Raw genomic sequence first — 24,891 nt, 5'->3', positions numbered from 1 at the left:
TATGTCATTTCGCGTCAGAAGACGAAAAAACCGAGACAGAAGAGAGTTGTTTCTCTGGCTGGTTACATTTGCTATGGCGGCAATAGTTGCTGCAGGAGTCATTATTTTTGTCGGTGAGCGTACAAAAATAACAGGAAGCTCCATGGAGCCCGTGCTGTCAGATGGTGATCAGGTTATACTGGATAAACTGACCTATCGTTTCAAAGCTCCGGAAAGGTTTGATATTGTTGTATTTCCGGGACCGGGAGATCAGAAAAGATTATTTGTAAAACGTATTATCGGGTTACCAGGAGAGATAATCAGAATCGCTAACGGTGTTGTGTATATTAATGATAGAGAAATTTCATGGGATTATGCGAAAGATTACTATACTCATCAGGGTACTATGACTAAAACAGTGAAACTGGGAAAAGATGAGTATTTTGTTCTGGGAGATAATCGGGAAAACAGTCTGGACAGCCGTTATAAGGAAGTTGGATCGGTTCGCCGGGATGAAATAATCGGCAGAGTTATTTTCAGAATATATCCGTGGAAACAGGCAGGAAGGATTCAGAAGGAATAAAAATGACAAAAAAAGAAGAAAGAGAAGCAAGAAAAGCTGAAAAATTAAAGCAGGAAAAAGAAAGAATGTATCAAATGTTCTCTTATGAAAGAGAACATGGTGATTGTTCATATATATGTGGAATCGATGAGGTTGGAAGAGGACCTTTTGCCGGTCCGGTTGTGGCAGCAGCAGTGATTCTTCCAAAGGACTGTGATATTTTGTATTTAAATGATTCTAAAAAGCTTTCTGAGAAAAAAAGAGAAATGCTTTATGATGAAATAAATGAAAAGGCAGTTGCAGTTGGTATCGGCATGGCATCAGAAAAAGTGATTGATGATATAAACATTCTGCAGGCTACATATCAGGCAATGCGCTCTGCAATTTCAAGTTTGACTGTACAGCCTGATCTTTTGTTAAATGATGCGGTAACAATACCTGAAGTTGATATTCCTCAGATTCCGATTATCAAAGGTGATGCACAAAGTGCATCCATTGCTGCAGCCAGTATTGTTGCAAAAGTAACCAGGGATCGTATGATGAAAGAATATGACGATGTATATCCAGGCTATGATTTTGCAAAAAATAAAGGATATGGAACAAAGGCGCATATTCAGGGTATTAAAGAGCATGGAATCTGTGATATTCATCGAAAAACCTTTGTAAAGAAGTATATATAATGAATCAGAGGAAAAAGGGAATGGCAGCTGAAAAAGTTGCAGCAGAATTTTTGAAACTGCAGGGATATGTGATTCTGGAACAGAATTATGGAATTCGTACCGGAGAAATTGATATTATAGCAATGGATTCAGAGGTGCTGGTCTTTGTAGAAGTGAAATATCGGAAAGATTCCTGTTATGGATATCCCGGGGAGTCAGTTGACCAAAAGAAACAGGCTAAAATAAGAAAAACAGCTATGGTTTATATGAAGCAGCATTCTATTTCATTTGATAAAGCCATACGTTTTGATGTAGTTGAAATATTAGGAAAGAAAATAAGAGTGATAAAACATGCATTTTAAGAAGTCAAATCAAAATCATTCTACGGTGCTTCACCAGGGTGAAGTGCCATATATTACTTTTAAAAAATTAGATAAAGCGGGAGTTACACATGGATTTTCTACCAGAATTGGAGGAGTCAGTAAAGGTATTTTTTCATCTCTGAATTTAAGCTATACCAGAGGAGATGACAAAAATGCAGTAGATGAGAATTTCCGCAGAATTGGAAAAGCTATTGGGTTTGATTCCCAAAAACTGGTTTTTTCAAATCAGATCCATGAAACAAGCATTCATAAAGTTACAGAAGAAGATTGTGGTAAAGTAATGACACATATGGATGGACTGGTGACAAATATAAAAGGAATTCCAATGTATACCAGTTATGCAGATTGTGTTCCGTTATTTTTTTACGATCCGATCAAAGAAGTGGCAGCAATGGCACATTCCGGATGGCGGGGGACTGTCGGAAGGATCGGGGCTAAAATGGTAAGCGTCATGGAAAAAGATTATGGATGTGAGAGAAAAGATATTATTGCAGCAGTTGGACCGTCCATTTGTCAGGACTGTTATGAAATCAGTGAGGATGTTGCAATAGAATTTAAAAAGGAATTTAAGGAATGCCCATGGGAAGATTATCTGATAGATAAAGGAAATGGGAAATACCAGCTGGATTTATGGAAAGTAAATGAAATCATTTTACTTGAGGCAGGGATTTTAAAAGAACATCTGGATGTGACAGATATTTGTACCTGCTGTAATTCTGAATTATTATTTTCTCATAGAGCCAGTCATGGAAAAAGAGGTAATTTAGGAGCATTTATCGTATTGTAATTAAAAGGATATTATTTTATACTATACATGAATATCTGTTTTTTATGAATATTAAGAGAGGAATATAGATTATGAGTAAACCAATTGTAGCTATTGTGGGAAGACCAAACGTTGGTAAATCTACATTGTTTAATGCATTGGCGGGAGAAGATATTTCTATTGTTAAGGATACTCCTGGAGTAACAAGAGACAGAATTTATGCGGATATTTCCTGGCTGGATTATCAGTTTACAATGATTGATACAGGAGGAATTGAACCGGATACAGGAGATTTGCTGTTGTCTCGTATGAGGGATCAGGCGGAGATTGCCATTGAAACAGCAGATGTGATTATTTTTCTGACTGATGTGAGACAGGGTCTGGTGGATGCAGATTATCAGGTCGCAGATATGCTGCGTCGTTCACAGAAACCAGTGGTGCTTGCAGTAAACAAGGTTGATAACTATGAAAAATTTATCATGGATACCTATGAGTTTTATAACCTTGGTTTAGGAACACCGTTTCCGGTTTCTGCAAATTCCAAGATTGGTTTTGGAGATTTGTTAGATGAGGTTATCGCCAACTGTGATCCTGAGAGCCTTAAGGAAGAGGATGATGAACGTCCGAAAATAGCGATTATCGGAAAGCCAAATGCAGGAAAATCTTCTATGATCAATAAGATGCTGGGAGAAGAAAGACTGATTGTTTCTGATATTGCAGGGACTACCCGAGATGCTATCGACACGGTAATCCGCAGGGGAGATAAGGAATATGTGTTTATTGATACTGCAGGTCTGAGAAGAAAAAGCCGTATCAAGGAAGATCTTGAGCGATATAGTGTCATTCGTACGGTTGCAGCGGTAGAACGCTGTGATGTTGCGATTCTTGTAATTGATGCAGAAGAAGGAATTACAGAGCAGGATGCGAAGATTGCAGGAATAGCCCATGAACGAGGAAAAGGAATGATCATTGCGGTAAATAAATGGGATTTAATTGAAAAAGATGATAAAACAATATATAAATATACAAACAAAGTAAGAGAAGTGCTTGCATATATGTCTTATGCGGAGTTGGTATTTGTATCGGCAAAAACAGGACAAAGATTCAATAAGATTTTTGATTTGCTGGATGTTGTAATTGAAAATCATGCACTTCGTGTGCAGACCGGTGTATTAAATGAAATTCTTGCAGAGGCAATGGCAATGAAACAGCCTCCATCTGATAAAGGAAAACGTCTGAAACTTTATTATATGACGCAGGTTTCTGTAAAACCTCCGACATTTGTGGTATTTATCAATGATAGACAGCTGATGCATTTTTCATATACAAGATATCTGGAAAATCAGATTCGAAATACATTCGGTTTCCGTGGAACTCCAATCCATATTATTGCCAGGGAAAGGAAGGAAAGATAATGATAGTTTGTATGGCAGTATGTATGTTAATAGGATATTTGTTTGGATGTATCCAGACAGGATATATTGTTGGAAAAGTTAATAAAATAGATATTCGTGATTACGGAAGTGGAAATTCCGGAACAACAAACGCTTTAAGAACACTTGGCAAGAGAGCAGCAATCGTGACATTTTTAGGTGATGCGGCGAAGGGACTGGTTGCAGTGAATCTTGCCAGATACATAATCATTCCGGCATTTGGAGTTGACGGACAGGCGGCATTGTGGCTTTTGACTGGATTCGCGGTAGTGCTTGGTCATAACTTCCCATTTTATCTTGGATTTAAAGGAGGTAAGGGAATTGCAACTACCGGAGGTGTTATCTTTGCATTCCACTGGCAGTTAGGACTTTTATGTGCACTTGTTTTCCTTGTTGTGACGATTATTACCAAATATGTATCACTTGGATCCATATGTATGGTATTGATTATCCCGTTTATTCTGTATTTTAATAGCCCACATGATACAGCACTTGTAGTTGTGGGATGCATTTTTACTATTATGGCAATTTGGAGACATCGTGCGAATATTGACAGATTAATTCATGGAACTGAAAATAAATTAGGTCAAAAGGTTGATCGTTAGGAGGAATAAATGAAAAAAGTTAGTGTTATTGGTGCAGGAAGCTGGGGAACTGCCCTTGCTGTACTATTGGCAAACAACGGACATGAAGTAATGCTGTGGTCAGTAGATTCTCATGAGATTGAAATGCTGACAACAAAAAGAGAGCAAGAAGATAAGCTTCCAGGAGTCATACTGCCTGAAAATATTACAGTGGAAGCAGATCTTGAAACCAGTCTGAAAGATAAAGATATTGTCGTAATGGCAGTTCCATCACCGGTTGTTCGTACGATGGCAAAACAGATGGCACCTTTTATTGAAGACGGACAGGTTATTGTGAATGTGGCAAAAGGAATCGAAGATGTCACATATATGACATTATCTGAAATCATCGAAGAAGAAATTCCAAATGCCGAAGTCTGTGTGCTTTCGGGACCAAGTCATGCAGAAGAAGTTGGAAAAGGAATTCCGACAACAGTTGTAGTATCATCCAGAAAAAAAGAAATTGCAGAAATGCTTCAGGATACCTTTATGAGTGAAGTGTTCCGTGTGTATACCAATCCGGATATAATAGGAATTGAATTGGGAGGGGCATTAAAGAATGTTATCGCTCTGGCAGCCGGAACCACAGATGGTCTTGGATATGGTGATAATACGAAGGCAGCATTAATGACAAGAGGAATTGCTGAACTTTCACGCCTGGGAGTTGCTCTTGGAGGAAAACCTGAGACTTTCTCAGGACTGACAGGAGTAGGTGATCTGATCGTAACCTGTACCAGTGTCCACAGCCGTAACCGAAAAGCTGGATATTTGATCGGAAAAGGAATGACAGCTGATGAGGCAATGAAAGAGGTTAAAATGGTAGTTGAGGGTGTATATTCAGCAAAAGCTGCTCTTGGACTGGCTAAAAAATGCGGAGTATCTGTGCCGATTGTTGAAGCTGTGAATCGGGTATTGTTTGAAAATGCAGATCCAAAAGAAGAAGTAACCAACTTACTGGTTCGCGAACCTAAAAAGGAATATAATAGTTTGGAATGGGATAAGACAGAATAGATTATAGGAAGGAAGAAAAAGACAAATGGAATCATTTACGCAAAAAACAAAAGAAGAACTTCAGGTATTAAAAGAAGAAGTTGATAAGAAATATCAGGAATTTAAGGACATGAACCTTTCCTTGGATATGTCCAGAGGAAAACCTGCACCAAGTCAGGTTGATTGTTCCAATGGAATGTTAAAAGAAATGACAGATTTCCACACAGAAGCTGGGATGGACGTACGAAACTATGGTGTGCTGGATGGAATTCCTGAAATGAAAAGACTTTTCAGTGAATTACTTGATATTCCGGCAGATCAGCTGATTATTGGTGGAAATGCCAGCTTAAATCTGATGTTTGATGCAATGATGCGTCTTTTTGTATTTGGTACCATGGGTGAAAAACCTTGGGGACAGCTGGATAAAGTAAAATTCCTTTGTCCGGCACCAGGATATGACAGACATTTTACCATTTGTGAAACCCTCGGAATGGAAATGATTCCGGTTACTATGACAAATGATGGTCCTGATATGGATCAGGTAGAAAAACTTGTAGCAGAAGATGATTCTATTAAAGGAATCTGGTGTGTACCAAAATTCTCTAATCCACAGGGTATCTGTTACAGTGATGAAACAGTAGATCGTCTGGCTTCCATGAAGACAGCTGCAAAAGATTTTAAAATATTCTGGGACAATGCATATGGTGTGCATCCGATATTTGAAGATGTAAAAGTAAAGAATATTTTAGATGCGTGTGAAGAGGCAGGAACAAAGAACCGTCCTTATTATTTCTTCTCAACTTCCAAAATTTCTTTCCCTGGGGCAGGTGTTTCTCTGGTTGCAGCCAGTGATGAAAATATTGCTGAAATTAAAAAAATCATGGGCGCACAGACTATTGGATTTGATAAAATCAATCAGCTTCGCCATGTACAGTTCTTTAAAGATGCTCAGGGACTTCGCAATCATATGCAGATTCTTGCAGATTGTATGAAACCTAAATTTGAAACAGTGTTAAATACTTTGGAAAAAGAGCTGGCAGGAAGTGGTCTGATCACATGGGAAAATCCGAAAGGCGGATACTTTGTTTCTGTTGATGTTCTTCCAGGATGTGCAAAAGAAGTTGTACGTCTTGCCAAAGAAGCAGGTGTTGTTCTGACAGGAGCGGGGGCAACTTATCCATATAAAAACGATCCAATGGACAGTAATTTAAGAATTGCTCCAACCTATCCTACAGTTGAAGAACTCCAGCAGGCAATGGATTTATTCTGTGTCTGTGTAAAGAAGGCTGGAATTGAAAAACTGTTAGAAGCATAATATATACAAATTGCGAAAAAGAAAACTGCGTTTTCAGGTAATCTGAAAGCGCAGTTTTTTCTCTGTGGAATAAAATAGTGCTTGTTATGAATGAGAACAAGAATTGGTAGACTTTAATAATGCCCTTGTGATAGAATAATAAAAAAGTGAAAAAAGGAGTGATTACATGAAATTTACAAAAATGCACGGTTGTGGAAATGACTACGTATATGTAAACTGTTTTGAAGAAACCATAGATGACCCGAACAAGGTGGCAAAATTTGTTAGTGACCGTCATTTTGGAATTGGTTCTGACGGAATGATATGTATTTGTCCATCAGATAAAGCTGATTTTAGGATGGCCATGTATAACTCTGATGGATCAGAAGGTGCCATGTGTGGCAATGGAGTGCGCTGTATTGCCAAATATGTTTATGATTATGGATTGACAGATAAAACAACAATTACCATTGAAACCAAAGGTGGAATTAAAGAATTAGATCTTACGGTGGAAGATGGAAAGGTGACATGGGTTAAAGTTGATATGGAGGCACCTATTACAGACGCTGCTAAAATACCGGCAATTTATGATGATCTGGATGAAATCATTGATCAGCCTGTGATTGTAGATGGAAAAGAATACAATATTACCTGTGTTTCTATGGGAAATCCTCACGGAGTTGTATTCGTAGATTCTGTAGATAATCTAGATCTTGAAAAAATCGGGCCAAAGTTTGAAAATCATCCGATGTTCCCTGACAGAGTCAATACAGAGTTTATTGAAGTGGTGGATGAAAATACCATTAAAATGCGCGTGTGGGAACGTGGAGCAGGAGAGACTCTGGCATGTGGTACAGGAGCATGTGCCAGTGCATATGCATCTTATCTGAATCACAAGACAGGAAAGAAAGTTCTGGTGCATTTATTAGGTGGAGATCTTCAGATAGAATATGATGAAGATAAAAACACCATTTTTATGACAGGACCAGCAACTAAGGTATTTGACGGGGAGATTGAACTTTAATTTTGGAGGAAAAGATGAAATTAAAAGACTTATTAGAACGATCAGAATTTGAATGTATCCAGGGAGATGCAGAAATAGAAATATCTACACTGGTTTATGATTCCAGAAAAGTTGAAAAAGGAAGTGTGTTTGTATGTATTTCAGGAGCAGCTTTTGACGGACATAAATTTGTTGCACAGGTTGCTGAAAATGGTGCAGCAGCAGTGGTGGTAGAGAAAGATACAGAAATGCCGGAAGGGCTGACCGTTATTAAGGTGAAGGATACAAGACTGGCGCTGGCAGAGATGTCAGCAGCATATTTTGGATATCCTGCAGAAGAACTTACCACTATTGGAATTACAGGAACCAAAGGGAAAACAACTATTACTTATATGATTCGTTCCGTGCTGGAGCATGCAGGACAGAAAACAGGTTTGATCGGAACCATTGAGACGATTATTGGTGATGATAAGATTCCTTCTGTAAATACGACACCGGAGTCTTATGTGATTCAGGAATCATTTCGTAAGATGGCAGATGCAGGATGTAAAAATGTAGTTATGGAAGTATCTTCACAGGGACTTATGCTCCACAGAGTTGGTGGATTCACTTTTGATTATGGATTATTTACCAATCTGGCAGAAGACCATATCGGGGAAAACGAACATAAGGATATGGATGATTATATTCATTGCAAGAGCCTTCTGTTTCAGCAATGTAAACAGGGAATTGTCAATGGAGATGATGAGTATGTAGATCGTATCATCAAAGACCATACCTGTGATATTGAGACATTTGGCATGAAAGATACCAATGATGTGTATGCCCAGAATGTAAAGCGTATACAGGAACCTGGATATCTGGGAGTATCCTATGATCTGAAAGGAAAACAGGAATACAATGTTCATGTAGACATTCCGGGAGATTTTACAGTATATAATTCCCTTGCAGCGATTTCTCTTTGCCGCCATATGGGAATTGTAAAAGAGGATGTACTATCTGCATTGAATACCATTCAGGTAAAAGGAAGACTGGAGATTGTAAAAACTCCAGGAGAATATACATTAATGATTGATTATGCTCACAATGCCATGAGTCTGGAAAGTCTTTTGACAACCATTAGAAAATACAATCCAAAAAAGATTTACTGCTTATTTGGATGTGGTGGAAATCGTGCAAAAGCCAGACGTTATGAAATGGGAGAGGTTTCTTCAAATCTTGCAGATCTTACAGTGGTAACTTCCGATAATCCAAGAAATGAAGAACCAATGGATATTATCAATGACATTTTGATTGGTGTTCATAAAGGTCCGGGTGAATATGTAACTATTCCGGATCGTAAAGAAGCCATTCGATATTGTATGGAACATGCTGGAAGCGGGGACATCGTAATACTTGCAGGGAAGGGACATGAAGATTATCAGGAAATAAAAGGTGTAAAACACCATATGGATGAAAGAGATCTGATTCAGGAAATCATCGAAGGAAGATAGAATCATCTCTGCAAAGGAGAATCGTTTATGGAACACAAATATATGATGGCCCTGGATGCAGGGACAACCAGCTCCCGTTGTGTGCTGTTTAATGAAAAAGGTGAAATCTGCAGTATGGCACAACAGGAATTTACTCAGTATTTCCCAAAACCAGGATGGGTGGAACATGACCCTGTGGAACTCTGGGAAACACAAAAAAAGGTTATGATTTATGCTGTAGAAAAAATAGGGATTGAAGCAGAAGATGTGGTTGGAATTGGTATCACCAATCAGAGAGAAACAACTATTTTATGGGATAAGAATACCGGACAGCCCATTTATAATGCTATTGTATGGCAATGCAGGAGAACGTCAGGATATTGTGACCAGTTAAAAAATCAGGGATTGGAAGAAATGATTCAGAGAAAAACAGGACTTCCGATCGATGCGTATTTTTCAGGTACGAAGATTAAATGGATTCTTGATCATGTAGAAGGTGCAAGAGAGAAGGCTCAAAAGGGAGATATTCTGTTCGGAACCGTAGAAACATGGTTAATATGGAATTTAACTGGTGGAAAAGTTCATGTAACGGATTATACTAATGCGGCAAGAACTATGATTTTTAATATCAATGATCTGTGCTGGGATGAGGAAATTCTGAAGATTTTGGATATTCCCAAAGAAATTCTCCCTGAAGTTGTTTCGTGCAGTGAAATTTATGGATATCTGGATAAAGATATTATGAGTTGTGAAATTCCTATTGCCGGTGCAGCCGGAGATCAACAGGCCGCTTTGTTTGGTCAGACCTGCTTTGAACCAGGAGAAGCAAAGAATACATATGGGACAGGATGTTTTATGCTGATGAATACAGGGAAAATGCCTGTAAATTCCAAGAACGGGCTGATAACAACCATTGCCTGTGGAATGGATGGAAAAATTGATTATGCATTGGAAGGCTCAATATTTGTGGCAGGAGCAGCGATTCAGTGGCTGCGAGATGAATTAGGATTATTTGAGAAGGCATCTGAAAGTGAAGCCATGGCAGTATCTGTACCGGATACCAATGGATGTTATGTGGTTCCGGCTTTTACAGGACTTGGAGCTCCATATTGGGATCAGTATGCCAGAGGAAGCATTCAGGGATTGACCAGAGGAGTTAACAAAAAACATATCGTTAGAGCAACTTTGGAAGCTCTGGCATATCAGACGCTGGATGTATTGAAGGCTATGGAAGAAGACAGTGGAATCCATCTTGAATCATTAAAAGTTGATGGAGGAGCTTGTGCCAATAACTTTTTAATGCAGTTTCAGTCAGATATGATCAATGCTCCGGTACATCGACCTGAATGTGTGGAGACAACAGCAATGGGAGCTGCCTATCTGGCAGGTCTTGCAGTAGGATACTGGAAAGATAAAGATGAAATTAAAAAGAACTGGAAATTAGATCAGATCTTTCAACCGGATATGGAAGATACAATACGCAGCGAGAAACTTACTGGATGGCAGAAAGCTGTTAATAGAAGTTTAGGCTGGGAAAAAGAATAGGAGAATTAGCATAATGGAAGCGAGAATTACAGGAACAACAAAGTTATACGGATTAATCGGGTCGCCAGTAGGACATTCAGGATCACCGGCAATGCAAAATTATGGTTTTCAGGCATGTGATGTGGATGGAGCATACCTTGCATTTGATATTAAAGAAGATCAGGTGCCTGAATTTGTAAAAACCATGCGTTTATTAAATATACAGGGATGTAATGTAACAATGCCATGTAAAACAGCAGCAGCGCAGAATATGGATGAATTATCACCGGCATCTGAACTGATCGGAGCAGTTAACACTATTGTGAATCGTGATGGAAAACTGTATGGACATATTACAGATGGTGAAGGATTTGTTGCCAATTTAAAAGACCATGGTGTAGAAGTAAAAGATAAAAATATCGTGATCTTTGGTGCAGGTGGAGCAGCAACAGCCATTCAGGTACAATGTGCACTGGATGGAGCAGCATCAATTACAATTTTTAATCCTAGAGATCCGTTCTTCGAAAGAGCAGAAAAAATGGTTGAAAAGATTATGGCAAAAGTTCCGGAGTGTCAGGTAGAATTGTATGATCTGGATGCGAAAGATATTATGCGTGAGAAAATTGATGCAGCAGATATTCTGGTTAATGGAACTCTTCTTGGAATGAAACCGAAAGAAGATACAACAGTTATCACGGATACAAGTCTGTTTCATGAAGGACTGGTAGTAGCAGATGTTGTTTATAATCCGAAAGAAACAAGGCTGTTAAGAGAAGCTAAAGAACATGGATGTATCACAGTTCCAGGGAATGGAATGCTTTTATGGCAGGGAGTTGCATCTTTTAAACTGTTTACCGGAAAAGAAATGCCGGTGGAAGAAGTGAAGGCTAAATTTTTCAGTGAAGTATAAAGGATAAAGACAAAAGGGATTTGTTTCAGTGAAAATTGGAACAGGTCCTTTTTGCATAAAGGGAATATTTTCAAAAATCCTGCATATACTGTAACAGTCTATCCAAGGAGGATATTATGGATCAGTTTAATGTATATAAGGATATGAAAGCAAGAACCAATGGGGAAATGTATATTGGCGTTGTCGGACCTGTTCGAACGGGAAAAAGTACATTTATCAAACGGTTTATGAATCTGATGGTACTTCCGAATATGGAAAATGAAAATGAGAGAAATCGTGCAAATGATGAATTGCCACAGTCTTCCAGCGGTAAAACCATAATGACCACAGAACCTAAATTTGTGCCCAATGAAGCAGTTTCTATTAAAGTTGAGGATGAAATAGAATTAAGTGTTCGTCTGATTGATTGTGTTGGCTATATGGTGGATGGAGCTACAGGACATATGGAAGGGGAGGAAGAACGTTTGGTAAAGACTCCGTGGTTTGATTATGAAATTCCCTTTACCAAAGCAGCTGCCATAGGAACCAGAAAAGTTATTACGGAACATTCAACCATAGGTGTAGTAGTCACATGTGATGGATCTTTTGGGGATATACCGGCCAGGCAGTATGAGGAACCGGAAAAGGAAACTGTCTCTCAGCTTAAAAATCTAAAAAAACCCTTTGTAGTATTATTAAATACGGTACATCCATATTCAGAGGAAACTATTGCGCTGGCAAAGGAAAAAGAAGAAAAATATCAGGCGAAGGTAATTCCGTTAAATCTGGAACAGCTGAAAAAGGAAGATATATATTTGATTTTAAAAAGCATTCTAATGGAATTTCCAATTTCCTATATTGGATTTTATGTTCCAAAATGGACAGAAACTTTATCAAAAAGTCATCCTGTGAAAAGGGAATTGTTAGAGACTGCTGCAGAAATCATGAAAGAAAAATCCACTATGAAAGATGTTTATGAGAAAATGACTCCGGAAAATCAGTACATAAAGGCATGGAAACTGGATTCGGTTGCCATGGATACCGGAAAAGTAACAGTACAGGTGACAATAGACGATAAATATTATTACGACTTCCTAAGTGAAACCATCGGATTTCCAATTAAAAACGAGTATGAATTCATTAGGATTATGAGAGAGCTGGCGAGAAAGAAAAAGGAATATGAGGAAGTAGGGGAAGCATTAAATGCTGTAAAACAAAGGGGATATGGAGTTGTAACTCCTACAAAAGAAGATATTACATTAGAAGAACCTAAGATTGTGAAACATGGAAATAAATATGGAGTAAAGATTAAAGCCAGTGCACCTTCTATTCATATGATTCGTGCAAATATTTCCACCGAGCTTGCGCCTATTGTAGGAGAAGAATATCAGGCAAAAGATTTAATGGAATATATTGAAAAAGGATCAGGAGAGCCTGGAGAAAGTATGTGGGATGTGAATATTTTTGGTAAAACACTGGAGCAGCTGGTCGGAGACGGTATGCAGGCAAAAGCTTTGAAAATGACTGATGAAAGTCAGCAAAAGCTCCAGGAAACCATGGAAAAAATTATTAATGAAAGTAATGGCGGATTAGTTTGTATCATCATCTGAGATACATTGACAAATGGAGAAAAAAAGAATATACTTTGATAGACAAAGTAATTTAAAATCAAAAGAATAAATGGAGTTATTATGGCTGTTAAAATATTAGGAACAGGAAGTTTCCTTCCGGAGAGAAATGTAACCAATGATGATCTTGCGAAGGTGATGGATACCAGTGATGAATGGATTTCGTCAAGAACGGGTATTAGATCAAGACATATTTCTGTAGAGGATACAACATCTTCTATGGCAGTAAAAGCTGCCAGGATTGCATTAGAGGATGCAGGAATTTCTCCAGAAGAGCTGGATCATATTTTTGTAGCTACTTTATCTGGAGATCATGCTACACCAAGTACATCCTGTCAGGTTCAGAAGGGAATTGAAGCTGTAAATGCAGTTTGTATGGATATTAATGCAGCATGTTCAGGATTTATTTTCGGACTTCAGACAGCTATGGCATATGCCAAGGCAGGGATGGGTAAGAAAATGATGGTCATTGGTGTGGAAACACTTTCAAAACTTATGGACTGGAATGATCGGAGCACTTGTGTTCTGTTTGGTGATGGCGCCGGATGTGCTATTGTTGAAGCTGATCCTGAAAGAGAAATTTTTATTGAAGCAGGATCTAATGGCAGTATGGGAGATGTACTGACTTGTGGTGAAAGAAAGCTGAATAACCTTCTTGTGAAAGATGATAGTCCTTTAGAGCAGGTTTCCATGAATGGTCAGGAAGTGTTTAAATTTGCAGTGAAGAAAATTCCGGCAAGTATAAATAAAGTCTTGGAGACAGCGGGAATATCCAAAGACGAAATTAAATATTATGTTCTTCATCAGGCAAATCGCAGAATTATTGAATCTGCGTCAAAACGATTGAAAGAACCAATTGAGAAGTTCCCGATGAATCTGGATCACTGTGCAAATACTTCTTCAGCAACAGTGCCTATTCTTTTGGATGAGATGAATAGAAAAGGTATGCTGCAACCAGGAGACAAGATCGTGCTCTGTGGTTTCGGAGGAGGATTAACCTGGGGAGCAGTATATCTGGAGTGGTAACAAAAGATTAAACTCATAAGATGGGATAAGGAATAGTCAGCTTTATGTAATATCAACGAAAGTTGGCTATTTTTCTATGCAAAAATATGTTATAATAAAATGATAAACAGGAGGTTATACATGGAAATACAATTGTGGAGAGAAATGCTTAGCCCATACGAGTTGGCGGTAGATGAACTGGTTTTGAAATTTCACCATATCATTGCAGAATACCGGCAAGCGGGAAGGTATTCGCCTATTGAACAGGTGGATGGAAGAGTGAAGACCATATCAAGTATTCTGGATAAGATGCAGCGAAAAAAAATCAATGTTAACCACATAGAGACGGAGTTGGAAGATATTGCAGGAGTACGCCTTACTTGTCAGTTTGTGGAAGATATCGAGAAAGTTGTTGAGATTATCGAGAATCGTTCAGATATGGAGATTAAAAGCCATAAAGACTATATTTCCCATTCGAAAGATAGCGGATATAGAAGCTATCATCTGATTATTTATTATGAAGTTAATACCATTTATGGCAAAAAACGTCTGCAGGCAGAGATACAGATCAGAACTCTTGCCATGAATTTCTGGGCAACAGTGGAACATTCCCTGCAGTATAAATACAAAGGAAATATTCCCGATCATGTAACAGAAAAGCTGCTTCGTGCATCAAACGCAATTGTTATGCTGGATCGTGAAATGTCTTCTGTTCGTGATGAGATAATGGATGCGCAGAATTCATTTCGAAAGAAGGCCAATGTTGTATCTGAGATCCTTCATACGATGCAGAATCTGTACAAGGTTGCAAATAAGCATGAAGTAATTAAAATACAGGATGAATTTTATAAAATCTACGAGACAGGAGATATGGAAAGCCTGGAGCATTTTAACAAACAGCTGGATATTATAGCAGAGGGTTATCGTGCACAGAGTATTTCATAAAAGAAATATGGAATTACCAATTGAATTTGAAAAAAAAATGAAAGGTCTTTTAAAGGAAGACTTTGCGGAATATGAGAGACATTTAGATGATCCGGCATACTATGGAATCAGAGTAAACACTTTGAAAATTTCAGTGGAAGAATTCTTAAAGATTTGTCCGTTTCATGTTACAAAAGTTCCATGGACCGAAAACGGATTTTATGTTGACAGAGAAGAAAAACCTTCTAAGCATCCGTTTTATCATGCAGGACTTTATTACATCCAGGAACCTAGTGCCATGACACCGGCGGCTTATCTGCCGGTGAATCCAGGGGACAGGGTCCTGGATTTGTGTGCTGCACCGGGAGGCAAATCAACAGAACTGGGAGCGAAGCTTAAAGGAGAAGGTCTTCTTGTATCAAATGATGTGAGCATTTCAAGAACAAAAGCATTAATTCGAAATATTGAAATGTTTGGGATCCGAAATAGTATAGTTCTTTGTACAGAAGCAAAATATATGGTACCGTCACTGACAGGATTTTTTGATAAGATTCTGGTGGATGCTCCATGCTCTGGAGAGGGAATGTTTCGAAAGGGCAATAATGAAATCAAAAACTGGGAGCAAAAGGGAAGTGAACCTTATGCCAGATTACAAAGAGAAATTGTTGATGATGCCATAAAGCTTTTAAAGCCAGGCGGGATGATGTTATATTCCACCTGCACTTTTTCTCCGGAAGAAAACGAACAGGTAATAGAATATTTACTTGAAAAAAATGAGGATTTATCATTGGTTCCAATGAAAATGTGTGAAGGATTTGATCAGGGACATCCTGAATGGACGTTGACAGGAAGAGAGGATATTAAGAATTGTATCAGACTCTGGCCTCATAAGATTAAAGGAGAAGGTCATTTTCTGGCATTACTTATGAAAGCCCCAGGTCAGGAACCGGAATTCACATATGAACGTATTCGAAAACCTAAACTTACAGATGAAACAAAGAAATTTTTTAAACAATGTAAGATGGATATAGACTGGAATCATGTGAGAGAGCATCAGGGGAAACTTTTTTATCTGAAAGAAGATATTCCTGAACTTTCCAAGGTCCGTATTTTAAGAAAAGGATTATTTCTGGGAGAAATGAAGAAAGGCAGATTTGAGCCAAGTCAGTCATTTGCAGTTGCTCTTCGCCCGGAAGAATATCCGGCGTATATATCTTTTGAAGAAAATGATGAGCAGACAATAAAATATTTAAAATGTGAGACTCTGGATGTTGATACCAGCTCTGAAGGAATTCATCTGATTGGAACAGGACAGTTTCCTTTAGGTTGGGGTAAGATAAAAAAAGGAAGAATGAAAAATAAGTACGCATCCAGTTGGAGATGGTTATAATGGGAAAACAGGTACGTTTGGATAAATATCTGTGCAGCTGTCTGGATATTACCAGAAAAGAAGCTAAGGAATTCCTGAAAAAAGGGAAAGTACAGGTTAAGGATCAGATTATAAAAAAACCTGAATATAAAATACAGCCGGAGACAGAGCAGGTTTTACTTGATGGGAAGAAATTATCCTATGAAGAGTTTCATTATCTGATGCTTCATAAACCGGCAGGAGTGGTTTCTGCTACTAAAGACCGGCAGGATTCAACAGTTTTGGATCTGATTAGTGAATCTTATAAGAATAAACTGTTTCCTGTGGGAAGACTAGATAAAGATACAGAAGGATTGTTATTACTGACGGATGATGGAGAATTGGCTCATAATCTGCTTTCACCCAAAAAGCATGTGAAAAAAGTCTATTTTGCCAGAGTTTCCGGGTGTATAGATAAAAAAGCTGTGGAGCTGTTTTCAAATGGGATATCCATAGGAAATGGTGAAGTGGCAAAACCGGCGGAACTTAAGATAATTGAGGCAAATGAAAAGGAATCTCTGATTTTAATAACCATAACAGAAGGAAAGTATCATCAGGTAAAGAGAATGGTAAAATCTGCCGGAAGCGAGGTTTTATACCTGAAACGTTTGTCTATGGGAAAACTCGTATTGGATGAGAATCTATCATTGGGAGAATACAGAACATTAACATCGGAAGAAATCAGACAGTTAAAGGAGCATACATGTTAACAGATAAAAAAGCAGTAATATTTGATCTGGATGGAACGTTAGTTGATTCCATGTGGATCTGGAAAGAAATTGATATCCGTTTTCTCGGAAAATATGGAATGACTGTTCCGGAAGGATTAAATGATGCACTGGAAGGATTTAGTTTTCGTGAAACGGCAGTATATTTTAAAGAACACTTTCCATTACCACTTTCTATTGAAGAAATCATGGATACATGGAATCAAATGGCATCTCAGATGTATATACATGAAATTCCTTTAAAAGATGGAGCCCGTGAATTTATTTCCATGTTGAAACAACAGAAATATTCTTTGGGAATTGCAACCAGTAATTCAAGAGAACTGACAAAAGCATGTCTGAAAGCAAATGGTATTATGGATGCCTTTGATTATATCTGTACATCCAATGAGGTTCCCAAGGGAAAGCCGGAGCCCGATGTCTATCTCCATGCGGCAAGGAACCTTAATGTAGAACCAGAACAGGTGCTGGTGTTCGAAGATATTCCTTATGGGCTGATGGCGGGTAACCGGGCCAATATGACTACCTGTGCAGTAAAGGATCCTTATTCAGAACGGGTGATGGAACAAAAACTGCAGCTGGCAGATTATTACATAGAATCCTATTATGATGTTCTCAATGGGACATATCAGAAATTATGATTACAGGCAGATTTCAGTGATACGAGGAAAGTAAGATGAAAAAAATTGCAATTGTGACAGGTGCATCTTCCGGTATGGGCAGAGAATTTATTTTGCAGATTGTAAAAAAATATCCGGTACTTGAAGAAATATGGGTTATTGCACGAAGAGAAGATAGATTAATTGCTCTGAAAGAGCAGATAAAGGATGTTGAAATACGTCCTTTTGTTTTTGATTTAAGAAACAATGATAGTTTTGAAAAATTAAAAGTGATTCTACAAAAAGAAAAACCAAGGGTCGGTATATTGGCAAATAGTTCAGGAATAGGAATCTCAGGAAATTTTGAGACTTTGTCAGAAGAGGAAATAGTTAATATGATAGAGCTTAATTGTACTGCACTGTCCAGAATGACATATATGGTACTTCCCTATATGGAAAAAGGAGCACATATTTTTCAATTTGCTTCATCAGCAGCTTTCTGTCCTCAGCCGGGATTTTCAATATATGCGGCAACAAAAGCTTATGTATTAAGCTTTACCATGGCACTTCGCCAGGAAGTGGCTGCTAGAGGTATCAAAGTAACAGCTATTTGCCCGGGACCTGTAAAAACAGAATTTTTTGAAACGGCATATCAGCATCAGGAAATGAAATTTTACAAAAAATTTGTTATGGCAGATACAAAAAAAGTTGTAAAAAAAGCATTAGAGGATGGAAAGAGGAATAAAGCGGTTTCCGTTTATGGATTTACTATGAAAGTAATGAGAATCCTTTGTGCGATTCTGCCCGAAGAACTGATTATAAAATTTATTGGTTAGAAGGAACTATATGAGAGAAATACATGTGACATCAAAAGAGGAGGGACAGCGTCTGGATAAGATGCTGGGGAAATATTTAAACCAGGCTCCCAAAAGCTTTTTATATAAAATGCTTAGAAAAAAGAATATAAAATTAAATGGTAAAAAGGCTTCAGGCAACGAAAAGCTGGTCAATGGAGATCTGATACAGATTTATCTGGCTGAAGATACCATTATAAATTTTCAAAAGGAAGTTAAAGTTCAGAAGCAGACATTATCTCTGGATGTGCTTTATGAAGATCAGAATGTAATATTTATTAATAAACCATGGGGTGTTTTATCCCAGAAATCCAAAGCATCAGATGTTTCTATCAATGAACAGATTGCTCCCTATGCATTGGAGAAAGACCTGATCACAAAACAGGATTTACAGATGGTAACACCGTCAATCTGTAACCGGCTGGACCGAAATACCACGGGAATTATTATCGGCGGAATTTCTCTGGAGGGATTGCAGACAATGGCGCATATGTTAAAAGAACGAACGATTGATAAATATTATCTTTGTATCGTAAAAGGGAGAATCGATCAGTCCAGAAAAGTATCGGGATTTCTTGTAAAAAATCATAAAAATAATAAGGTTATGGTTTCAGGGAAAAAAGGAGCAGATGGCGTTGAAATTGAAACATTTTATGAACCGGTTTTAACAAAAGATGAGTGTACATTGCTTCGTGTTAAACTGATTACCGGAAAAACTCATCAGATCAGGGCACATCTTGCCAGTACTGGACATCCCCTTTTGGGAGATTTTAAATATGGTCATAAATCATGGAATCAGTGGGCAAAAGATAAATATGGAATTACAAGTCAGCTGTTGCACTGCAGTGAATTGAAATTTCCTGATCAGATGGATGGATGTAGAAATCTTCAGGGAAAAATAATTAAAGCTCCTCTGCCGGAAATGTTTTGTAAAATTAAAAAAGATTTATTTGGGAGATAATTATGGGAAGCTGGAATGTAAAAGGGTTGAGAGGTTCTGTTCTGGAAGAACTTATTAATTATACCAATGAAAAATACAGACAACAGAAACTGGCTCTGGTCCAGAAAATTCCAACATCTATTAAGCCGGTTCGTTTTGATAAGACAAAAAGGCAAATAACACTTGCATATTTTGATCAGAAGAGCACTGTGGATTATATAGGTGTAGTACAGGGAATTCCCATCTGTTTTGATGCTAAAGAATGTGCATCAGATGTTTTTCCGCTTCAAAATATTCACGAGCATCAGATTGATTTTATGAAACAATTTCAAGAGCAGGGCGGAATCAGTTTCCTTCTGATTTATTTTACCAATCGACATGCCTGTTATTTTCTTTCTTTTGAAGAGATGATGACCTATTGGAATCGTGGAAAAAAGGGAGGTCCCAAACATTTCAAGTATGAAGAACTGGATATAGGTTTTTTTGTTCCGCTGAAAAAAGGGATGATTCTTCATTATCTGGAATGTCTTCAAAAGGTATTGCAGACAAATGATTGACGAAAAGTCTATATTTGCGTATAATAAAATTCACTGACAAAATTTATAATCCGGAAACCCGGATAGATTACATATAGAAGAAGGATAGATGTATGATAAAGAGTATGACAGGGTTTGGATATGGAGAAATGTCCAATACCAGTAATCAAAAAGTCACAGTTGAAATGAAATCAGTAAATCATAGATATTGTGATCTGTCTTTAAAACTTCCAAAAAAATTCTCAATGTTTGAAGCAAAGATTCGAAACATTATGAAAGAATATGTCAGCAGAGGAAAGATTGATATCTATGTATCCTTTGAGGATTTATCTGAAACAGGAGTCGGACTTCACTATAACAAGGAAATGGCTCGTGAATATATGGAAGTTTTTCAGAAAATGAAAGAAGAATTTCAAATAGAAATGGATATTACCGCTTCCAGTCTGGCAAGATTTCCAGAAGTTGTTACAATTGAAGAGAAACAACAGGATGAGGAAGTGTGGTGGGCGCTGATTGAAGGTGCATTACGCCAGGCAGCAGAAAATTTTGTAGAGACAAGAACTGCAGAGGGATCTAATTTAAAAGCAGATCTTCTTGGAAAATTAAAACAGATGGAAGAGGACGTTTTGTTTATTGAAAAACGTTCACCGGACATTATCAGGGAATATCGTGTAAAACTGGAAGAAAAAGTGAAAGATTTTCTGGAGGATTCTGGTATAGAAGAAAGCAGAATTGCTGCGGAGGTAACATTATATGCTGATAAGATTGCAGTAGATGAAGAGATTGTCAGACTGCAGAGTCATATTCGCTCCATGAGAGATGTTCTGGATTCAGACGAAAGTATTGGACGAAAACTTGATTTCATGGCCCAGGAAATGAATCGTGAGGCAAATACAATCCTGTCAAAATCAAGTGATGTTGCATTATCTGAGCATGCAATCGAGTTAAAGACCAATGTGGAAAAAGTCAGAGAGCAGATTCAGAATATAGAATAAGAAGGGATATGAAGATGGGAAAAAGAGGTTCATTGCTGGTAATTTCCGGATTTTCAGGTGTTGGAAAGGGAACAGTAGCAAAAAAGCTGGTTGATAAGTATGGATACAGTCTGTCTATTTCTGCTACAACACGAAGCCCTCGCATTGGAGAAGAGAACGGAAGAGAATATTTCTTTAAGACAGAGGCAGAATTTAAGAATCTTATTGATTATAATGGATTTATAGAGTATGCTAGATATGTTGATAATTATTATGGGACACCTCGTAAATTTGTAGAAGAGGAACTTAAAGCGGGACATAATGTCATTCTTGAGATTGAGGTTCAGGGAGCATTTAATATAAAAAATCAGTATAAAGATGCACTTTTGATTTTTATTACAGCTCCAAGTGCAGCAGCCATTAAAGAACGGTTAGTTGGAAGAGGAACAGAATCTGAGGAAATCATACAGAAAAGACTGAATCGTGCAAAAGAAGAATCCGAAGATATGTCAAAATATGACTATATAGTCGTTAATGATGATTTAGAGGAATGTGTTGACCGGGTTCATGCAATCGTTCAGGCAAAGGAATGTCTGCTTGCAAATAATCTTGAGTTTATTGAAGAAACAAAAAAAGGATTAAATGAATTATAGGAGGAATGATTATGTTACATCCATCATATACAGAATTAATGAAAGTTATCAATGGGGACAGTGAAGATGAAAAGGTTATTTCCAGCCGTTATTCTGTTGTACTTGCAAGTGCAAAACGTGCTAGACAGATTATTGCAGGAGATATGCCACTGGTTGAAGATGCAGATGAAGAAAAACCATTATCGACAGCTGTAGAAGAATTAAGACAGGAAAAAGTCAAAATTCTTGGAGATGACGACGCAGAAGAATAGAACATAGGACAAAGGGTGGTTAGGTTTTCCTAAGCACCCTTGTTTCCACTTTGAAGATTATTACATCTAAGGGAGAAGAATATGGACATTTTATTATTAGTAAAAACAATCATACTTGGTATTGTGGAAGGAATTACAGAGTGGCTTCCAATCAGCAGTACCGGACACTTGATTCTTGCAGATGAATTTATCAAATTGAACATGTCTGCAGAGTTTATGGAGATGTTTAATGTGGTCATTCAGCTTGGGGCTATTATGGCTGTTGTGGTTTTGTATTTTCATAAATTGAATCCTTTTTCACCTAGCAAAAGTCGTACAGAAAAAGGAGAAACCATGATTTTATGGTCAAAGGTTATTTTGGCTGTCCTTCCTGCAGCAGTAATAGGTATTCCTTTGGATGACTGGCTGGATGAACATCTTTATAACCCTCCGGTTGTTGCAGCGATGCTGATTATTTATGGTATTTTGTTTATTGTGATTGAAAACAGAAATCGAAAGAACAGGCGCAGACCGATGAATGATCTTGGCAGACTTAGTTATCCAATGGCTCTGGCCATCGGAGTTTTTCAGGTATTATCACTGATTCCTGGAACATCAAGATCAGGTGCAACTATTCTTGGAGGAATATTGATTGGATGCTCCAGAACAGTTGCAGCGGAATTTTCATTTTTCCTGGGAATACCAGTTATGTTTGGTGCAAGTTTTATAAAAATACTGAAATTCGGATTGAATTTTACAAGTATGGAAGCGATTGTTTTAATAACAGGAATGGCAGTATCGTTCATTGTGTCTGTTATTGCAATTAAATTCTTACTTGGCTATATTAAAAATAATGATTTTAAAGCTTTCGGGGTATACAGAATTATTCTTGGTATTCTTGTGATTGCTTATTTTGCATTAGCATAAAGGGAGATAGTTCATGGATAAAAATGCATTTTTAAAAGGAATGGAAGAAATGTTGGCGGTTGCAAAAACCAATGGCAACCAGATTACAAAAGAGGAACTGATTACATATTTTAGTGATTATTCACTGGATGAAGAAGCGCAGAAACTTTTATTTGACAGTTATGTAGAGGCAGGCATTCGAGTGATTGGTTATGAAGGAACATCCGGGAATTCTGAGAATGAAGAAGCGGAGGAAGAAAGTGCCGCCATTCATTTTTATGAAGAGGAACTGAGAAATATGGATCTTCCAGGTGAAGAAGAACAGAAAGCAATGCTTCAGGCATGGTTTCAGGGAGAAGATAATGGAGATATGGTGATTTCCTGTCTGCTTCCTGCTGTAGTTGAAATTGCTAAAAACCATAGAGGGAAGGGAGTCTTATTTGCTGATTTGATTCAAGAGGGAAATATCGGGCTTCTTGAAGCTATGGCTGCTTATCGTGGTAATGATGAAGAAGGATTTCTCCGTCATGCCAGAAAGGCAATTGAGGATTCCATATTGGATGCTATTGCACTGCAAAGAGGTTCAGATAGTGTAAGCCAGCAGATGGCATTAAAAGCCAATCGGCTGGATGAAGCATCCACTCATTTGTCAAAAGAGTTAGGAAGAGAACCCAAGGCAGAGGAACTGGCTGATTATTTATCCATGACAGTGGAAGAGATTAAGGACATAATGAAAATATCATTAGATGCACTTTCTGTAATGGAAACAGATATTACACCAGATGTGAGATAATTCTCGATTTTAAGGATTCAAAATGCCAGGTGGTGTATGCTATATAGTCAGGAGGGTCCGTGTATGAATATCAGAGAAAAGCAGGAACAGTCTGAAAAAGATTTTTTAAGTGTCTATGCGACATTAAGTATAAATACAAAAGGAAGAAAAAGGCCTGAGGTGGAGTGTGAGATCCGGACATGTTTTCAGCGAGACCGGGATCGGATACTGCATTGTAAGGCTTTTCGCCGTTTAAAAGATAAAACACAGGTTTTTCTATCACCGAAAGGTGACCATTACAGGACAAGACTGACTCATACACTGGAAGTTTCACAGAATGCCAGAACTATTGCCTGTGCCCTTAACTTAAATGAAGTGCTGACAGAAGCTATTGCACTGGGGCATGATCTGGGACATACACCTTTTGGTCATGCAGGGGAACGTGTATTAAATGACATGCATCCAATGGGATTCAAACATAGTATGCAAAGTGTGCGGATAGCTCAGTATCTGGAAAAAAACGGGAAGGGGCTGAATCTTACATGGGAAGTGCTGGATGGTATGGAAAATCATTCAACCGCCAGCAATCCGTCTACTTTAGAAGGAAAAATTGTACGCCTTGCAGATAAGATAGCCTATATCAATCATGATGTGGATGATGCTATTAGAGCAAAAGTAATTACAGAAGAGGATCTCCCTATGGAATACACAGATATTCTGGGTCATACGGTCAGGGAACGAATGAATACTATGATTCTTGATATTGTCAATGAAAGTGAAGGCAGGAATGATATTATCATGTCAGAAAAAGTACATAATGCCATGTTTGGTCTGAGAAGATTTATGTTTGAAAACGTTTATCAGGATCCGGCAACAAAAAGGGAAGAACAAAAGGTTTCACATATTACCGAGCCATTATATGAATATTTTCTCTTTCACATTGAAAAACTTCCAGAATATAATCTTTTAAGAATTGAAAATGAGGGAGAGACAAAAGAACAGGCAGTATGTGATTATATAGCCGGAATGACGGATCATTTTGCAATAGAAACATACAAAGAGATTTTTATTCCAAAATTCTGGATAGGAAAATAGAAATTCATATTTTTATGTAAAATAAAAAGGAAACAGAGAAAATATGTAGAATAATATATATG

Annotated in this window: 27 protein-coding genes; all 27 read left to right on the top strand. The window is 37.8% G+C overall.

The window, feature by feature from the left end; translation table 11 throughout:
- The first annotated feature begins 1 nt into the window (after nucleotide 1).
- The 27 genes from lepB to KTB61_RS09630 all read left to right on the top strand — a co-directional run bounded on the left by lepB (nucleotide 2) and on the right by KTB61_RS09630 (nucleotide 24,829).
- Nucleotides 2–562, top strand: a complete 561-nt coding sequence (lepB, locus tag KTB61_RS09760) for a signal peptidase I (protein ID WP_075758384.1) — start codon at nucleotides 2–4, stop codon at nucleotides 560–562.
- Nucleotides 563–564: 2 nt separating this feature from the next.
- Nucleotides 565–1,221: a ribonuclease HII gene (locus tag KTB61_RS09755; RefSeq protein ID WP_216697394.1), complete on the top strand. Its 657-nt coding sequence runs from the start codon at nucleotides 565–567 to the stop codon at nucleotides 1,219–1,221.
- A complete protein-coding gene (locus tag KTB61_RS09750; protein WP_075758385.1) occupies nucleotides 1,221–1,562 on the top strand; it encodes a YraN family protein in 342 nt (113 codons plus the stop codon). Before KTB61_RS09755 ends, KTB61_RS09750 begins: the two co-directional genes overlap by 1 nt.
- On the top strand, nucleotides 1,552–2,370 hold the full coding sequence (gene pgeF / locus KTB61_RS09745) for a peptidoglycan editing factor PgeF (RefSeq protein WP_075758386.1): 819 nt from the start codon (nucleotides 1,552–1,554) through the stop codon (nucleotides 2,368–2,370). Before KTB61_RS09750 ends, pgeF begins: the two co-directional genes overlap by 11 nt.
- Before the next feature lie 71 nt (nucleotides 2,371–2,441).
- Nucleotides 2,442–3,764, top strand: coding sequence for a ribosome biogenesis GTPase Der (der, locus tag KTB61_RS09740; protein WP_216697393.1), 1,323 nt, complete (start codon nucleotides 2,442–2,444; stop codon nucleotides 3,762–3,764).
- A complete protein-coding gene (gene plsY / locus KTB61_RS09735; RefSeq protein WP_075758388.1) occupies nucleotides 3,764–4,387 on the top strand; it encodes a glycerol-3-phosphate 1-O-acyltransferase PlsY in 624 nt (207 codons plus the stop codon). Before der ends, plsY begins: the two co-directional genes overlap by 1 nt.
- Nucleotides 4,388–4,396: 9 nt before the next feature.
- Entirely contained in the window at nucleotides 4,397–5,416 is a 1,020-nt protein-coding gene (locus KTB61_RS09730; protein WP_216697392.1) for an NAD(P)H-dependent glycerol-3-phosphate dehydrogenase, read from the top strand.
- A gap of 25 nt (nucleotides 5,417–5,441) precedes the next feature.
- Complete coding sequence (locus KTB61_RS09725) at nucleotides 5,442–6,710, top strand: aminotransferase class I/II-fold pyridoxal phosphate-dependent enzyme (RefSeq protein ID WP_075758390.1); 1,269 nt, start codon at nucleotides 5,442–5,444, stop codon at nucleotides 6,708–6,710.
- Between the two features lie 166 nt (nucleotides 6,711–6,876).
- On the top strand, nucleotides 6,877–7,713 hold the full coding sequence (dapF, locus tag KTB61_RS09720) for a diaminopimelate epimerase (RefSeq protein WP_075758391.1): 837 nt from the start codon (nucleotides 6,877–6,879) through the stop codon (nucleotides 7,711–7,713).
- A 14-nt stretch (nucleotides 7,714–7,727) separates the two neighbouring features.
- On the top strand, nucleotides 7,728–9,185 hold the full coding sequence (locus tag KTB61_RS09715; protein ID WP_075758392.1) for a UDP-N-acetylmuramoyl-L-alanyl-D-glutamate--2,6-diaminopimelate ligase: 1,458 nt from the start codon (nucleotides 7,728–7,730) through the stop codon (nucleotides 9,183–9,185).
- Between the two features lie 27 nt (nucleotides 9,186–9,212).
- The gene (glpK, locus tag KTB61_RS09710) at nucleotides 9,213–10,709 is read left to right on the top strand and encodes a glycerol kinase GlpK (RefSeq protein ID WP_216697391.1); all 1,497 of its coding nucleotides are present in this window, start codon (nucleotides 9,213–9,215) and stop codon (nucleotides 10,707–10,709) included.
- 13 nt (nucleotides 10,710–10,722) lie between these two features.
- Nucleotides 10,723–11,598, top strand: a complete 876-nt coding sequence (gene aroE, locus KTB61_RS09705; protein WP_216697390.1) for a shikimate dehydrogenase — start codon at nucleotides 10,723–10,725, stop codon at nucleotides 11,596–11,598.
- Nucleotides 11,599–11,714: 116 nt separating this feature from the next.
- Complete coding sequence (spoIVA, locus tag KTB61_RS09700; protein ID WP_216697389.1) at nucleotides 11,715–13,187, top strand: stage IV sporulation protein A; 1,473 nt, start codon at nucleotides 11,715–11,717, stop codon at nucleotides 13,185–13,187.
- A gap of 81 nt (nucleotides 13,188–13,268) precedes the next feature.
- Nucleotides 13,269–14,231 carry a beta-ketoacyl-ACP synthase III gene (locus tag KTB61_RS09695; RefSeq protein ID WP_075758396.1) on the top strand — a complete coding sequence of 321 codons (963 nt, stop codon included), beginning with the start codon at nucleotides 13,269–13,271 and terminating at the stop codon, nucleotides 14,229–14,231.
- Nucleotides 14,232–14,351: 120 nt separating this feature from the next.
- Nucleotides 14,352–15,155, top strand: coding sequence for a GTP pyrophosphokinase (locus KTB61_RS09690; RefSeq protein ID WP_075758397.1), 804 nt, complete (start codon nucleotides 14,352–14,354; stop codon nucleotides 15,153–15,155).
- Between the two features lie 7 nt (nucleotides 15,156–15,162).
- A complete protein-coding gene (locus KTB61_RS09685) occupies nucleotides 15,163–16,524 on the top strand; it encodes an RsmF rRNA methyltransferase first C-terminal domain-containing protein (protein WP_075760470.1) in 1,362 nt (453 codons plus the stop codon).
- Nucleotides 16,515–17,252, top strand: a complete 738-nt coding sequence (locus KTB61_RS09680; RefSeq protein WP_216697407.1) for a pseudouridine synthase — start codon at nucleotides 16,515–16,517, stop codon at nucleotides 17,250–17,252. Before KTB61_RS09685 ends, KTB61_RS09680 begins: the two co-directional genes overlap by 10 nt.
- The gene (locus tag KTB61_RS09675) at nucleotides 17,246–17,911 is read left to right on the top strand and encodes an HAD family hydrolase (RefSeq protein WP_075758399.1); all 666 of its coding nucleotides are present in this window, start codon (nucleotides 17,246–17,248) and stop codon (nucleotides 17,909–17,911) included. The genes KTB61_RS09680 and KTB61_RS09675 overlap by 7 nt, the downstream gene beginning before the upstream one ends.
- Before the next feature lie 35 nt (nucleotides 17,912–17,946).
- Nucleotides 17,947–18,705, top strand: coding sequence for an SDR family NAD(P)-dependent oxidoreductase (locus KTB61_RS09670; RefSeq protein ID WP_216697388.1), 759 nt, complete (start codon nucleotides 17,947–17,949; stop codon nucleotides 18,703–18,705).
- Between the two features lie 10 nt (nucleotides 18,706–18,715).
- Entirely contained in the window at nucleotides 18,716–19,684 is a 969-nt protein-coding gene (locus KTB61_RS09665) for an RluA family pseudouridine synthase (RefSeq protein WP_216697387.1), read from the top strand.
- Nucleotides 19,685–19,686: 2 nt separating this feature from the next.
- Nucleotides 19,687–20,220 carry a Holliday junction resolvase RecU gene (locus KTB61_RS09660; RefSeq protein WP_075758402.1) on the top strand — a complete coding sequence of 178 codons (534 nt, stop codon included), beginning with the start codon at nucleotides 19,687–19,689 and terminating at the stop codon, nucleotides 20,218–20,220.
- A gap of 92 nt (nucleotides 20,221–20,312) precedes the next feature.
- A complete protein-coding gene (locus KTB61_RS09655) occupies nucleotides 20,313–21,194 on the top strand; it encodes a YicC/YloC family endoribonuclease (RefSeq protein WP_216697386.1) in 882 nt (293 codons plus the stop codon).
- 14 nt (nucleotides 21,195–21,208) lie between these two features.
- A complete protein-coding gene (gene gmk, locus KTB61_RS09650; protein WP_075758404.1) occupies nucleotides 21,209–21,826 on the top strand; it encodes a guanylate kinase in 618 nt (205 codons plus the stop codon).
- An 11-nt stretch (nucleotides 21,827–21,837) separates the two neighbouring features.
- Nucleotides 21,838–22,077, top strand: coding sequence for a DNA-directed RNA polymerase subunit omega (gene rpoZ / locus KTB61_RS09645; RefSeq protein WP_075758405.1), 240 nt, complete (start codon nucleotides 21,838–21,840; stop codon nucleotides 22,075–22,077).
- An 81-nt stretch (nucleotides 22,078–22,158) separates the two neighbouring features.
- Nucleotides 22,159–22,983, top strand: coding sequence for an undecaprenyl-diphosphate phosphatase (locus KTB61_RS09640; RefSeq protein WP_075758406.1), 825 nt, complete (start codon nucleotides 22,159–22,161; stop codon nucleotides 22,981–22,983).
- A 13-nt stretch (nucleotides 22,984–22,996) separates the two neighbouring features.
- Complete coding sequence (locus tag KTB61_RS09635; protein ID WP_075758407.1) at nucleotides 22,997–23,755, top strand: sigma-70 domain-containing protein; 759 nt, start codon at nucleotides 22,997–22,999, stop codon at nucleotides 23,753–23,755.
- Nucleotides 23,756–23,818: 63 nt separating this feature from the next.
- The gene (locus KTB61_RS09630; RefSeq protein WP_216697385.1) at nucleotides 23,819–24,829 is read left to right on the top strand and encodes a deoxyguanosinetriphosphate triphosphohydrolase; all 1,011 of its coding nucleotides are present in this window, start codon (nucleotides 23,819–23,821) and stop codon (nucleotides 24,827–24,829) included.
- The last annotated feature ends 62 nt before the right edge of the window (nucleotides 24,830–24,891 follow it).

Origin of the sequence: Anaerostipes faecalis (assembly GCF_018982945.1) — a bacterium.
Lineage (GTDB): Bacteria > Bacillota > Clostridia > Lachnospirales > Lachnospiraceae > Anaerostipes > Anaerostipes faecalis.
Note: the sequence above shows the minus strand (reverse complement) of the source record. Positions and strands in the feature narration are given on the sequence as shown.